This window comes from Streptosporangium sp. NBC_01810 (assembly GCF_035917355.1).
Lineage (GTDB): Bacteria > Actinomycetota > Actinomycetes > Streptosporangiales > Streptosporangiaceae > Streptosporangium.
Genome location: NZ_CP109070.1, coordinates 3573921 through 3588405 on the forward strand (window position 1 = coordinate 3573921; position 14485 = coordinate 3588405).

A 14485-nucleotide genomic window follows, 5' to 3' on the forward strand; every position below is an offset into this window, starting at 1 on the left:
TCTCCTGGCCGCCTCGGCCGCCGTGGCCGTCTCGGCACCCCTTGCCGCCGCACGGCCGCGACACTCACCGACCCCGTGCCCGTGAACTCCCCGACCGTATCGGAACCCACGTCCCCCGTCGCCCCGGCGGGCCTTCCCGCCTCCGTCGCCCTTCCCGCGCCGCGCTCCGAGCTCGGCCGCCCCTTGGCACCCTCTCCGGCCCGGCGCGGGTCAGGGGAGAGCGGATTCTTCAAAGGTGGGTAAAGCGCGAACTATCGCAGGGGGCTCGCACGTTGTCATCTCGTTACGCTCGGAGGCCGCCCACAGGCACCCCGTGGTGTTTCGAACGCCATGGCGTACGCCTCTTTCTCCGGCGCACCCCCGCGCCGGATTGCATGCCGTACCCATGTGGAACGCTACCGTCCGTACCTGAAAGGGATTCAGGCCGGTCCGGAAGAGAAGGGAGCGCCACGCGATGGCGACCGTCGACGAGTGCCGGGCGGCACTGCGCAAACTCGGCGAGCAGTTCGACGAGGTTGACCAGGTAAGCCGTGCCAAGCACGTGGTCGAGCGCAGTATCAGCTGCCACATCAAGGATCTCGGCGTGACCTTTTACGGCCGCATCCACCATGGCGGCCTCGGCCCCTTCGAGGATCTGCCCTCCGACGACGACAGGGATGCCGAGGTGAAACTGACCATCGGCAGCGATGACCTCGTCGCCCTGGTCAACGGGGAACTCGACATGGGACGGGCCGTGTTCGGCGGCCGGGTCAGGGTCGACGCCAGCTTCGGCGACCTTCTCCGCCTGCGCAAGCTGCTCTGAAGATCCCCCCGAAGACGGGATCGACATGAGGGAGAGGCCGCCTGGACGAAAACGACCCTGTCATCTGAAGATCCCGCCCGAAGGCGGGATCGACGTGAGGGAGAGGCCGCCTGGACGAAGACGGCCCTGTCAGCCGGCGGGCGAGAGCGCGGAGTCGAGTGCCGTCTTCACCGCGTCCTCATCCGCCCGGCCCTCCCCCGCGGCCTCCCAGGTCGCGGCCGAGGCGACGCGGAGCCCGTCGAGTGGCTCACCTCCACCCTCAAGTGTGAGAGCGCCCTCCTCCCAGCGGGCCGTCCACCCCCCGCAGGCCCACCCGTCCCCGGCCCGCCGCACCTCGGGATAGGGCCGGTGCAGTGCGGACAGATCGCCGGCGACATAGGTTGGCCGGTGCCGGGGAGCGGCGGTCAGCACGTCGAGTGCGCTCGCCACCCCTGTCAGGACCAGCAGGCTGTCGACTCCCGCGTTGGTCGCCCCTTCGATGTCGGTGTCGAGCCGGTCGCCGACCACCAGGGGCCGCCGCGATCCGGTGCGGAGCATCGACTCCCGATGCAGGGGCGGCTCGGGCTTTCCCGCGACGATCGGCTCCACCCCGGTCGCCGTGGCGATGACCCTGACCATCGCGCCGTTGCCGGGAAGCTCGCCCCTGCCGGTCGGCATGGTCGAGTCGGCGTTCGCGGCCACGAAGAGTGCCCCCTCTCTCACGGCGAGTGCCCCCTCGGCCAGCAGGCCGTAGGAGAGGTCGGGGGCTATGCCCTGGACGACCGCGACCGGTGCGTCCAGAGCGGTACTGACCGGACGCAGACCATGGGCGCGCAACGCGGTGCGCAGCCCCATCCCGCCGACCACCAGCACCGCGGCACCCGGTTCGACCCGCTCGGCCACGAGCCGTGCGGCGGCCTGGGCGGAGGTGACGACGTCGTCGGGGGTCGCCGGAGCGCCCAGCGCGCTCAGATGCTGGGCGATGGCGCCGGGGGTACGTGAGGCGTTGTTGGTGACATAGGCGAGGCGCACGCCACGCTCCGCCGCCCGGCGTAGTGCCTCGGGCGCCCCGGGTACGGCATTGCGCCCGAGATACACCACCCCATCGAGATCAAGGAGGAGGGTGTCATACAGGTCGATCAGCGCGTTTGTGTCCACTCCCCCATTTCATCACCCACATTTCATTACTCGCACAGATCACATATAGATCAGGCCGGCAGATCCGCACGGATCACGTTCGGCGTGCGCGTAACGTGGCGCGCACGCTTTTCAGAGCGGAGACGTAGTGCCGCTGGTCGGGCCGCATCGCGACGGCGATGGCCAGTGGCTCCTGGGCTCCCTCCATGTCCCCTGTCCGCCACAGGGCGAGCCCGAGCCCGAAATACGCGTAGTCCTCGGCCGGATTCGCGTCGATGATCCAGCGAAAGCTGTCGACCGCGTCAGAGTACTGCCGGGAGTTGAACTGCGCCCGGGCGAGAGCCTCACGGATGCTCCGCGACTCCGGCTCAGCGTCGGCCGCCCGCTCCAGCAGCGCGGAGGCCGCCGCCGGGCTCCCCTCGGCCAGCAATCTCATCCCTCGTTGAAACCATTCGTAGACGTCCCCGACCGGAGCGCCCGTCTCGGGGTTGGGGGAATCAGACGGACCGCCACGTCCTTGGACCATCGTGTGAGGCCTCCTTCATCGACAGACGACAGATCTGGCCGACTCCCTGACGGGACCGGGCACCACCGCAGCCTCAAGGCGACACCCGGCCGTTTCAGGCCTTTATGGCAGCATGCCCTCTATGGCGAATCCTGAACTGCCGGTGCCCGACGGGCTGGTGCTACGCCCGTTCCGCGGCGTACGGTTCACGGTCGACGATCTGGCAGGGGTCACCTCACCGCCTTACGATCTCATCGACGAGGCGGGCCTACGGGAGTTACTCGACACCCACCCCAACAACGTAGTGCGTTTGATCCTTCCTGGCATCGTCCGTCCCAGGTGCGCCGAGGCGCGGGAGACGCTTCAGGAGTGGCTCTCCTCCGGAGTGCTGGCCGCCGACGAGACACCCGCGATCTACGTCTACGAGCAGTCGGGGCCCGGGATCCTGCAGCGCGGGCTCATCGGCGACGTGGGCCTGGCCGGTCCGGAACTGCACATCGTCCTGCCTCACGAGAACGTGATGCCCGGACCGGTCGCCAACCGGCTGGCGCTGATGCGCACCACGGAAGCCAACCTGGAGCCGATCTTCCTGCTCTACGACGGCGCGGGCGGCGCCGCCACCCGCCTCGTCGACCGGATCGCCGCATCCCGGCCACCGCTGGCGGAGGCGGTGACCAACGACGGGGTCAGGCACCGGCTGTGGGCCGTCACCGACACCGGTGAACTCGCCTCCATCAACGCCGATCTCCGCCCCCGCCAGGCCCTCATCGCCGACGGGCACCACCGCTACGCCACCTACCTCGCGCTCCAGCGGGAACACCGCGCCGCGAGACCCACAGAGCCGGGGCCCTGGGATTTCGGTCTCGCGCTCCTGGTGGACTCCAGCGCCTACCCCCCGCATCTGAAGGCCATCCATCGGGTCATTCCCGAACTGCCGCTCAGGGAGGCGCTGGCCAAGGCCAGCGGCTCGTGGCGGGTACGGGAGCACGCGGACCTGACCGAGGGGCTGGCCGCACTGGAGGAGAGCACCGGACCCGCCTACCTGCTGTCCGGCGGGGATCTCACCTACCTGCTCACCGATCCCGACCCCGACCGGCTCGCGCACGCCATGCCGACCGACCGCTCGACCGGATGGCGTGCGCTGAACACTTCCATCCTCGCGGAGTTCCTCCTGCCGAAGGTATGGGGGATGCAGGACGACGAGCGTTCGGTGCGCGTCGTCCACCATGATCCGAAGGCCGCCGTACAGCTCGCACGGGCCTCCGGCGGGACGGCGGTGCTGCTGCGCCCGCTGGCGGTCGACGATGTGCTCTCGATCGCGGCCCGGGGAGAACGGGTGCCCCGCAAGTCCACCTCCTTCGGCCCCAAGCCCCGAACCGGTCTGGTCCTGCGTCTGCTCACCACCCCGGCACAGGCTCCGCCCACGAGTGGTCCGGCTCCCCAGGAGGCCGGGGCTTGGAGAGACTCTGACATCTCGGACTCCCAACGGTTTGGGAAACAATGACGGGTATAACCTGCCCACCCCGGAGAGAACGCCTCCTTCACCTTGGAGAGGACATCCCCTTCACCCTGGAGAGGACTCCGCAGCCCGCACGAACGGCACCGGCTCGCTCCAGGCGGGCTTCGGCTCCGCCCTCTGCCTCCGACGCCATTCTTCGCGTACGGAAGTGAACACACCGGCGGGGGCGGCTCGAGCGATCGAGAACGACTCTCTACGATGTCAGCTGCACCGGAATGGCCGAATACCGTTCTGGGGACGCCGGTTCCAGCTATGAGGTGACCTGTGGACAACATCACCGCCCTCGGCGGAGACGTTTATGAGATCGACACGAGGATGGCCGGATACTCCAGCATCACGGCTGGATATCTGATTCTCGGAGATCGCCCCTGCCTGGTGGAGACGGGCACCTCCACCTCGGCTCCCGTGGTACGCGACGCCCTGACCTCGCTGGGCGTCGGCCCGGCAGATCTCGCCACGGTCGTTGTCACGCACATCCATCTGGACCACGCGGGTGGGGTTGGGGACATCGCCGGTTTCTACCCGGACGCGGAGATCGTGGTTCACGAGAAAGGCGCCCGGCACCTCGCCGACCCGTCCAGGCTGATGGCCAGCGCGCGAATGGTCTGGGGCGACAAGCTGGACATCCTGTTCGGCGAGCTCTCCCCCACCGAAGCCTCACGAATTCGCGCGCTCGGCGACACGGGCAGCATCGACCTCGGCAACGGGCGCACGCTGAGCAGCCACTACTCCCCCGGACACGCCAGACATCACGTGGGGCTCATCGACTCCGGCACCGGCGACCTCTACGTCGGCGACGCGGCCGGAGTCTATCTTCCGGAGACGGGTGACCTACGCCCCGCCACACCTCCGCCGGACTTCGACCTGCAGACCGCGCTGGACTCGATCGCCCTGTTCGAGGCGCTGGGCCCGCAACGACTGCTCTTCAGCCACTACGGGCCGGTCACGGACGTGGAAGAGATCCTGGGACGCTCCGCCGAGGAGTTGCGCGTCTGGGTTGACCTGACCCGTCAGGCTCGCGCGCAGGCCATGGACCTGGACCACGCGGTGGCCATGGTCAGGGAGCGGACCCGCGACCGCTACGCGGCACTGAAGGCGGACGAGGCGACCGCCGAGCAGTTCGAGCTGCTGAGCGGCGCCCCGTCCAACGTGGCCGGAATCCTGCACTGGCTGGACCGGCTACAGCCGTAAGGACGCGTCCCCTTAGATCCGGGACGGCCTTGGAAGCGCGATTTCGGGTGAACGGCTCGTTCACCCGAAATGTGCTAGAAGTCCCCGGGACTACTTCTCCTCGGGCTTGCTCCGGTGGTTCTGGCCCTGCTCGCCGTCCTCGTCCCGGTCATTCTCGTCCCGGTCATTCTCGTCCCGGTCGCCGTCGACATCGGAGTCGACATCGGGCGCGTCGCTGAGAATGTCGCCGAAGTCAGGTTCGATGAAGGCCGGCCCGACAGCTAGATCGACCTTTCCCACCTTCTCCTGGATCTTCCGCTCGGTACCGGCCGCTCCGTTCTCGGAAGAGCTGCCCTTGTCGGAAGAGCCGTTGTCCAGGGCGTCACCGGCCACGGACCTGCCCGTGCCGAACGCGTCCTCGTAGAGATCGTCTTCGTCCTCGATCTCCGCGTCCAGAGTCGCTGCGTCGTCGATGTCGACGTCGGCCTCATCGTCCTCGTCAACGACGTCGTCGTCGAACTCGGCATCGGCATCGTCCAGGAAGCGGGGGTCGTCGTCGATGCCCTCCCCGACCTCGTCGTCGTCCTCTTCGAGATCCTCGATGACGGCCCCGGTCAGCTCCGCATAGCGCTCGGCCGCGTCGGTCTCGCCATCCTCGTCGAAAGCCATCGCCCGGCCGAACCACTCGATGGCGGGCCCCTCGTGGCCCGCTTCGAACAGCGCGTCGGCGTAGGCAAAGGCGAGACGGGCCGACCAGGGCTGGGGACGCGTGTCGCGCAACTCGGGAAGGCGCTGGAGGGTGATGACCGCCGCATCGTTCTGACCGAGATCACGCCGGGCGCCGGACTCCACGATGGCCAGCTCGATCTTGCCGACTCGGTCGAGCCGCTCGGCCTCCTTGGAGCGGACCAGGTCAAGGGCGCGCTCGGGACGGCCGAGACCACGCTCGCAGTCCGCCATGATCGGCAGGAACGAGTCAGAACCCGTCATCCGACGGGCCGCGCGCAGGTCACTGAGTGCTTCAGAGAAGTGGCCGGCACGGTAGGCCGCGATACCGACCGCCTCACGGATCACCCCGATCCTGGCCGCGAAGCGACGGGCGACCTTGGCGTGCTCGTACGCCCGCTCCGCGTTGTCCTCGCCCAGAGCCCTCTCAGCCGCCACGAGGTGGCGAGAGATCAACTCTGCGAGGTCAAGCGGAAGGGAACGCAGTTCCTCGCGAATCTCCTTGTCGAGCTCCTCCGCGGTGATGTCCGGGGCAAGCTCGGGCAATTCCTCACGCTGACGGATGGGGGCCTCATCGCGGCCGCCTGGCCGGTCATCCCGGCCATAACGGGTGCGTGACCCCTCGCCGTCGCGATCTCCCCGGTAACCGCCAGCGGGACGATCATCGCGATTGAACGGCCTGCGCTCACCACGGTCGTCACGGTTGAACGACGGACGATCCCCACGGTCATCGCGGTTGAAGGGCTTGCGCTCGCCACTGTCGGGACGCGAACCGTAACGGCTACGGGCCTGGTCGCGGTCACCGTACGAGCGACGCTCACCACCACGATCATCACGGTTGAACGACGGACGATCCCCACCGCGGCTGTCGCGGTTGAAGGACGGACGATCCCCAGCGGGACGATCGTCGCGGTTGAAGGGCTTGCGCTCACCACGGTCGTCACGGTTGAACGACGGCCTGTCGCCGCGATCTCCCCGATAACCGCCACCGGGACGATCGTCACGATTGAAGGGCTTGCGCTCACCACTGCCGGGACGCGAACCATACTGACCACGCGACTGATCACGATCACCGTACGAGCGACGCTCACCACCACGATCATCACGGTTGAACGACGGACGATCCCCACCGCGGCTGTCGCGGTTGAAGGACGGACGATCCCCAGCGGGACGATCGTCGCGGTTGAAGGGCTTGCGCTCACCACGGTCGTCACGGTTGAACGACGGCCTGTCGCCGCGATCTCCCCGATAACCGCCACCGGGACGATCGTCACGATTGAAGGGCTTGCGCTCACCACTGCCGGGACGCGAACCATACTGACCACGCGACTGATCACGATCACCGTACGAGCGACGCTCACCACCACGATCATCACGGTTGAACGACGGACGATCCCCACCGCGGCTGTCGCGGTTGAAGGACGGACGATCCCCAGCGGGACGATCGTCGCGGTTGAAGGGCTTGCGCTCACCACGGTCGTCACGGTTGAACGACGGCCTGTCGCCGCGATCTCCCCGATAACCGCCACCGGGACGATCGTCACGATTGAAGGGCTTGCGCTCACCACTGCCGGGACGCGAACCATACTGACCACGCGACTGATCACGATCACCGTACGAGCGACGCTCACCACCACGATCATCACGGTTGAACGACGGACGATCCCCACCAGGACGATCATCACGGTTGAAGGGCTTGCGCTCACCACTGCCGGGACGCGAACCATACTGACCACGCGACTGATCACGATCACCGTACGAGCGACGCTCACCACCACGATCATCACGGTTGAACGACGGACGATCCCCACCGCGGCTGTCGCGGTTGAAGGACGGACGATCCCCAGCGGGACGATCGTCGCGGTTGAAGGGCTTGCGCTCACCACGGTCGTCACGGTTGAACGACGGCCTGTCGCCGCGGTCACGTGCCCCGGAGGAACCACTTCGGGACTGGTCACGATCGCCGTAGGAACGCTGGTTCTCACCACGCGGCCCCGAAGATCTCTGCCCGCCGCCCGGTCGGTCGTCGCGATTGAAGGGAGGACGACCGGAACCACGGTCGTCACGATTGTAGGGCGGCCTGTCCCCGCGGTCACGAGATCCGTACGAACCGCCCGTGCGCCCTTCTCGGCGCTCACCATATCGGGGACCGTCTCCCGGACGTCCCCTGTAGCCACCTGCGCGATCGCCGCGGTGACCTCCCTGACCGCCAGATCCGCGGTTTTCGCCCTCTTCGCGTCGACCCGCGCCTTCAGGCCCGTTGTCACTGTTCACTTCTGGTCCATTCGTTGGCTCACTCTGCGAGCGCGTCCCGTCTCCTCGATCGGATGGGACGATTCGCTATGCGGGCGGTCTCCGGCCGCGGGGTGCGCCCCGTTCGCTATCGCTGCCCCGCCCTATCGTGGTCTGGCGCGACGAAGGCCACCCGCTGGTGGGGTGCCCGGCCTCTCCAGCCTAGCAAGCCCCTGAAAGTCCCTACGCCCTGCCTCGGTATCCATAAATGATCACGAACATCTTGGCGCGACCCATCGTTGGATTTCAGAACGCTGCGGAGCGTCCGGCTCCCGCCGGCCATCGCAGGTTCAGTGAAGCCGAAGGCTGCTCAGCGGACGTTTTACATATGGAGAAAAGCCCCCAGCAGCCCCTGGAGGCCCTAACTAAAATATGAAAGCCACCCGTACAGGCAAGTTTTTCTCTCAGCCCCCTACTCCTGGGGTGCTTTCCGGAATCCCTCAGAAGAGCCTTTCGGACAGCCCGCAGGGACCCTTCCCAGGTTCCAGGCAGAAAACACCAAAACCCCCCCAGATGGCGAGGCCCAAGATCAGCCCCGTTTCGGGACTCCCCTGGAAAACATGAGAATCCCACCAACCGGCCACCCGGATTCCCGGCAGAAAACACGAAGGCCCCCACCACGAATGGTGAGGGCCCTCACATGAAAGATTGTCCGGCGGCGACCTACTCTCCCACACCGTCCCCGGTGCAGTACCATCGGCGCTGAAGAGCTTAACTTCCGGGTTCGGAATGTAACCGGGTGTTTCCCCTTCGCCATAACCGCCGTAACACTATGAAACACACAAACCACTGTTTGCTGTCTCAGAATTGCCTAGTGGACGCGAGCAAGACCTTGATCTGGCGCTGCTCCGGACCCGGCGAAGGGACAGAGCGCTGCACAGATCAAGCATGTTGCTTTGTGGTCAAGTCCTCGGCCTATTAGTACTGGTCAGCTCCACACATTACTGCGCTTCCACTTCCAGCCTATCAACCCGGTCGTCTACCGGGAGCCTTACCCCCTCACAGGGTGGGAGACCTCATCTCAAGGCGAGCTTCCCGCTTAGATGCTTTCAGCGGTTATCCCTTCCGAACGTAGCCAACCAGCCGTGCTCCTGGCGGAACAACTGGCACACCAGAGGTTCGTCCGTCCCGGTCCTCTCGTACTAGGGACAGCTCCTTTCAAGTCTCCTGCGCGCGCAGCGGATAGGGACCGAACTGTCTCGCGACGTTCTAAACCCAGCTCGCGTGCCGCTTTAATGGGCGAACAGCCCAACCCTTGGGACCTACTCCAGCCCCAGGATGCGACGAGCCGACATCGAGGTGCCAAACCATCCCGTCGATATGGACTCTTGGGGAAGATCAGCCTGTTATCCCCGGGGTACCTTTTAGCCGTTGAGCGACGGCGCTTCCACATGCCACCGCCGGATCACTAGTCCCAGCTTTCGCTCCTGCTCGACCCGTCGGTCTCACAGTCAAGCTCCCTTGTGCACTTACACTCGACACCTGATTGCCAACCAGGCTGAGGGAACCTTTGGGCGCCTCCGTTACTCTTTAGGAGGCAACCGCCCCAGTTAAACTACCCACCAGACACTGTCCCTGATCCGGATCACGGACCGAAGTTAGACGTTCAAAACGACCAGAGTGGTATTTCACCAATGACTCCACCACCACTAGCGTGATAGCTTCACCGTCTCCCACCTATCCTACACAAGACGTTCCAAACGCCAATGTCAAGCTATAGTGAAGGTCCCGGGGTCTTTCCGTCCTGCTGCGCGTAACGAGCATCTTTACTCGTAGTGCAATTTCGCCGGGTCTGCGGTTGAGACAGCGGGGAAGTCGTTACGCCATTCGTGCAGGTCGGAACTTACCCGACAAGGAATTTCGCTACCTTAGGATGGTTATAGTTACCACCGCCGTTTACTGGCGCTTAAGTTCTCAGCTTCGCCACACACGTGCGACTAACCGGTCCCCTTAACGTTCCAGCACCGGGCAGGCGTCAGTCCGTATACATCGTCTTACGACTTCGCACGGACCTGTGTTTTTAGTAAACAGTCGCTTCCCCCTGGCCTCTGCGACCCCCACCAGCTCAGAGTGCAAAACTCATCACCAGCGAAGGCCCCCCTTCTCCCGAAGTTACGGGGGCAATTTGCCGAGTTCCTTAACCACAGTTCACCCGATCGCCTTAGTATTCTCTACCTGACCACCTGAGTCGGTTTAGGGTACGGGCCGCCACGACACTCACTAGAGGCTTTTCTCGGCAGCATAGGATCACCCACTTCGCCACAATCGGCTCGGCATCACATCTCAGACTTAATGTGCTGCGGATTTGCCTACAACACGTCCTACATGCTTACCCCAGGACTACCATCGCCTGGGCTGGGCTACCTTCCTGCGTCACCCCATCGCTTACCTACTACCAATTCAGGCCAGGCGTTCACCCTCACCCCAAACCCGAAGGCTCGGAGGGGTTAAGGACCCTTAGTATCACTGGATTCAGTATTGGCGCATCGTAGCGGGTACGGGAATATCAACCCGTTGTCCATCGACTACGCCTGTCGGCCTCGCCTTAGGTCCCGACTTACCCTGGGCGGATTAGCCTGCCCCAGGAACCCTTGGTCATCCGGCGCAGAAGTTTCTCACTTCTGATTCGCTACTCATGCCTGCATTCTCACTCGCACAGCCTCCACAGCTGGATCACTCCGCTGCTTCACCGGCCGCACGACGCTCCCCTACCCATCCACACACCTAAACCACAAAGGCTCAGTATACGTGTGAATGCCACGACTTCGGCGGTGTACTTGAGCCCCGCTACATTGTCGGCGCAGAATCACTTGACCAGTGAGCTATTACGCACTCTTTCAAGGATGGCTGCTTCTAAGCCAACCTCCTGGTTGTCACTGCGACTCCACATCCTTTCCCACTTAGCACACGCTTAGGGGCCTTAGTCGGTGGTCTGGGCTGTTTCCCTCTCGACTACGGAGCTTATCCCCCGCAGTCTCACTGCTGCGCTCTCACTTACCGGCATTCGGAGTTTGGCTGACGTCAGTAACCTTGTCGGGCCCATTAGCCATCCAGTGCTCTACCTCCGGCAAGAAACACGCAACGCTGCACCTAAATGCATTTCGGGGAGAACCAGCTATCACGGAGTTTGATTGGCCTTTCACCCCTAAACACAGGTCATCCCCCAGGTTTTCAACCCTGGTGGGTTCGGTCCTCCACGCGGTCTTACCCGCGCTTCAACCTGCCCATGCCTAGATCACTCCGCTTCGGGTCTACAGCATGCGACTCAAACGCCCTATTCAGACTCGCTTTCGCTACGGCTCCCCCACACGGGTTAACCTCGCCACACACCATAACTCGCAGGCTCATTCTTCAAAAGGCACGCAGTCACATCACAAACACTCCGAAGAATGTTTACGCTCCTACGGCTTGTAGGCACACGGTTTCAGGTACTATTTCACGACCCCTCACCGGGGCGCTTTTCACCTTTCCCTCACGGTACTTGTTCACTATCGGTCATCAGGGAGTATTTAGGCTTACCAGGTGGTCCTGGCAGATTCACACAGGATTTCTCGGGCCCCGTGCTACTTGGGATCCCCTCCAACAGTCCAACCGATTTCGCCTACCCGACTCTCACGGTCTACGGCGCCACTTCCCAGAAGCTTCGGCTATCGAAAGGATTTCTTACTGTCCGGAGGAACGGCAGCCCCTCCCAGAGGGTCCCACAACCCCGCAAACGCAACGCCTGCCGGCTATCACACGCCTACGGTTTAGCCTGATCCGCTTTCGCTCACCACTACTCACGGAATCACTATTTGTTTTCTCTTCCTACGGGTACTGAGATGTTTCACTTCCCCGCGTTACCACCAACCGCCCTATACATTCAGGCGGAGGCAACACCACATGACTGGTGCTAGGTTTCCCCATTCGGACATCCCCGGATCAAAGTCTGGTTGGCGACTCCCCGGGGCTTAACGCAGCCTCCCACGTCCTTCATCGGCTCCTGATGCCAAGGCATCCACCGTGTGCCCTAAAAAACTTGGCCACAAAGATGCTCGCGTCCACTATGCAAATCTCAAACAACAAACAGCGACCAGACCAGACCCGCCACCAACACCCACCCGGGTCGCACCCACGGTGCGCCACGAACGAGCCGGTATGACAGATGATCGGTCCCGCATGAGGCCCAAACAGACAGCAAGCCCGCCGCAAGCGGGCCCACCTCAAAGTCCGTTTCCTCAGGACCCAACAGTGTGTTCACCCCAGCGAAACCCCGCAACCGCCGTTCCCACTCCCCAGCTCCGAAGAACCAAGGCGGTACTAACCGATCAGCGATCCCGCCGAACCGAATAGCCAGTGCTCCACTAATGAGCGCGCCGTGTGCAGAACATACGCCTGCAGACACGACCTGAACCACGACCACCCGAAGACGACCGCAGCCGATGCTCCTTAGAAAGGAGGTGATCCAGCCGCACCTTCCGGTACGGCTACCTTGTTACGACTTCGTCCCAATCGCCAGCCCCACCTTCGACCGCTCCCCCCAGACAAGCTGGTTGGGCCACGGGCTTCGGGTGTTGCCGACTTTCGTGACGTGACGGGCGGTGTGTACAAGGCCCGGGAACGTATTCACCGCAGCGTTGCTGATCTGCGATTACTAGCGACTCCGACTTCATGGGGTCGAGTTGCAGACCCCAATCCGAACTGAGACCGGCTTTTAGGGATTCGCTCCACCTCACGGTATCGCAACCCTCTGTACCGGCCATTGTAGCATGTTTGCAGCCCAAGACATAAGGGGCATGATGACTTGACGTCATCCCCACCTTCCTCCGAGTTGACCCCGGCAGTCTCCAATGAGTCCCCACCACCCCCGAAGGAGCGTGCTGGCAACATTGAACAAGGGTTGCGCTCGTTGCGGGACTTAACCCAACATCTCACGACACGAGCTGACGACAGCCATGCACCACCTGTCACCCAGTCCGAAGAGGCACCCATCTCTGAGTGTTTCCGGGCGATGTCAAGCCTTGGTAAGGTTCTTCGCGTTGCGTCGAATTAAGCAACATGCTCCGCCGCTTGTGCGGCCCCCGTCAATTCCTTTGAGTTTTAGCCTTGCGGCCGTACTCCCCAGGCGGGGCGCTTAATGCGTTAGCTACGGCGCGGAAACCGTGGAAGGTCCCCACACCTAGCGCCCAACGTTTACAGCGTGGACTACCAGGGTATCTAATCCTGTTCGCTCCCCACGCTTTCGCTCCTCAGCGTCAGGTAAGGCCCAGAGAACCGCCTTCGCCACCGGTGTTCCTCCTGATATCTGCGCATTTCACCGCTACACCAGGAATTCCGTTCTCCCCTACCTACCTCTAGCCAGCCCGTATCGAATGCAGACCTGGAGTTAAGCCCCAAGCTTTCACACCCGACGTGACAAGCCACCTACGAGCTCTTTACGCCCAATAATTCCGGACAACGCTTGCGCCCTACGTATTACCGCGGCTGCTGGCACGTAGTTAGCCGGCGCTTCTTCTGCAGGTACACGTCAACTTCGTCCCTGCTGAAAGAGGTTTACAACCCGAAGGCCGTCATCCCCCACGCGGCGTCGCTGCGTCAGGCTTTCGCCCATTGCGCAATATTCCCCACTGCTGCCTCCCGTAGGAGTCTGGGCCGTGTCTCAGTCCCAGTGTGGCCGGTCGCCCTCTCAGGCCGGCTACCCGTCGTCGCCTTGGTAGGCCGTTACCCCACCAACAAGCTGATAGGCCGCGAGTCCATCCCCAACCGAAAAACTTTCCACACCCACCCGATGCCGGGAGGTGTCGTATCCGGTATTAGACCCAGTTTCCCGGGCTTATCCCAGAGTCAGGGGCAGGTTACTCACGTGTTACTCACCCGTTCGCCGCTCGAGTACCCCGAAGGGCCTTTCCGCTCGACTTGCATGTGTTAAGCACGCCGCCAGCGTTCGTCCTGAGCCAGGATCAAACTCTCCAAACAATGTCTGAACAGTTGCTCCCGGCTGAAAGCACCCATCTCACATGATGGATGTTCAACCAAAGGAATCCGTCCTCCCACCCCAAAGGGCAGGTCGGACAGGGTTGTGCTTCATGCACTGGCTTTTAACACACTGTTGAGTTCTCAAGAAACGGACGCGTACACCGTCGTCCCGACCGGACTCGATCGGAGAACCAGGGGCGCTCTGTTTCGTAATTTAAATCCTACAGCTTGTCAAGATCGTGTCAAATCGCTAGCTCTCAGCCATTTTTCACAAACCCTGCAAGTTCACTAGGATTTTCGTTGCCCTACCTTCGAGGCAACCCGCTGAACCTACCGTGTCATCCGGGCCACAGCGAATCAACCGGTTTTCCGGTGGTCTGCGTGGGGCTCGAACTCTCAA

General features: G+C 63.4%; 7 protein-coding genes and 3 rRNA genes. 3 read left to right on the top strand and 7 right to left on the bottom strand.

The window, feature by feature from the left end:
• Positions 1-454 precede the first annotated feature (454 nt).
• Positions 455-802 (top strand): SCP2 sterol-binding domain-containing protein, encoded by a 348-nt coding sequence (locus OIE13_RS16025; RefSeq protein WP_326638891.1) that lies wholly within the window; start codon positions 455-457, stop codon positions 800-802.
• 129 nt (positions 803-931) lie between these two features.
• Here the strand turns inward: OIE13_RS16025 and OIE13_RS16030 are convergent, their stop codons facing one another.
• A complete protein-coding gene (locus OIE13_RS16030; RefSeq protein WP_326638889.1) occupies positions 932-1939 on the bottom strand; it encodes an HAD-IIA family hydrolase in 1008 nt (335 codons plus the stop codon).
• Between the two features lie 73 nt (positions 1940-2012).
• Positions 2013-2444: a tetratricopeptide repeat protein gene (locus OIE13_RS16035; protein ID WP_326638887.1), complete on the bottom strand. Its 432-nt coding sequence runs from the start codon at positions 2442-2444 to the stop codon at positions 2013-2015.
• Positions 2445-2565: 121 nt separating this feature from the next.
• Here OIE13_RS16035 and OIE13_RS16040 point away from each other — a divergent pair, with 121 nt between their 5' ends.
• Both OIE13_RS16040 and OIE13_RS16045 read left to right on the top strand, forming a co-directional pair.
• The gene (locus OIE13_RS16040; protein WP_326638886.1) at positions 2566-3927 is read left to right on the top strand and encodes a DUF1015 domain-containing protein; all 1362 of its coding nucleotides are present in this window, start codon (positions 2566-2568) and stop codon (positions 3925-3927) included.
• A gap of 279 nt (positions 3928-4206) precedes the next feature.
• Positions 4207-5133: an MBL fold metallo-hydrolase gene (locus OIE13_RS16045; protein ID WP_326638885.1), complete on the top strand. Its 927-nt coding sequence runs from the start codon at positions 4207-4209 to the stop codon at positions 5131-5133.
• Between the two features lie 90 nt (positions 5134-5223).
• On the opposite strand, the gene OIE13_RS16050 is transcribed toward OIE13_RS16045, so the two are convergent.
• From OIE13_RS16050 to OIE13_RS16070, 5 genes are all read right to left on the bottom strand, one after another.
• Positions 5224-6384, bottom strand: a complete 1161-nt coding sequence (locus OIE13_RS16050) for a hypothetical protein (RefSeq protein WP_326830182.1) — start codon at positions 6382-6384, stop codon at positions 5224-5226.
• Complete coding sequence (locus tag OIE13_RS16055; protein WP_326830183.1) at positions 6291-8105, bottom strand: hypothetical protein; 1815 nt, start codon at positions 8103-8105, stop codon at positions 6291-6293. The genes OIE13_RS16050 and OIE13_RS16055 overlap by 94 nt, the downstream gene beginning before the upstream one ends.
• A gap of 675 nt (positions 8106-8780) precedes the next feature.
• Positions 8781-8897: ribosomal RNA gene (rrf, locus tag OIE13_RS16060) — 5S ribosomal RNA — on the bottom strand.
• A 131-nt stretch (positions 8898-9028) separates the two neighbouring features.
• Positions 9029-12154, bottom strand: a 23S ribosomal RNA gene (locus OIE13_RS16065).
• Between the two features lie 408 nt (positions 12155-12562).
• Positions 12563-14085, bottom strand: a 16S ribosomal RNA gene (locus tag OIE13_RS16070).
• The 16S, 23S and 5S rRNA genes sit together here, the layout of an rRNA operon.
• Positions 14086-14485: the final 400 nt, after the last annotated feature.

Bases quoted from the DNA above. Each gene is read 5' to 3' on its own strand.
- OIE13_RS16040 (WP_326638886.1), top strand. From the start codon at position 2,566: ATGGCGAATCCTGAACTGCCGGTGCCCGACGGGCTGGTGCTACGCCCG.
- OIE13_RS16025 (WP_326638891.1), top strand. From the start codon at position 455: ATGGCGACCGTCGACGAGTGCCGGGCGGCACTGCGCAAACTCGGCGAG.
- OIE13_RS16035 (WP_326638887.1), bottom strand. From the start codon at position 2,444: ATGGTCCAAGGACGTGGCGGTCCGTCTGATTCCCCCAACCCCGAGACG.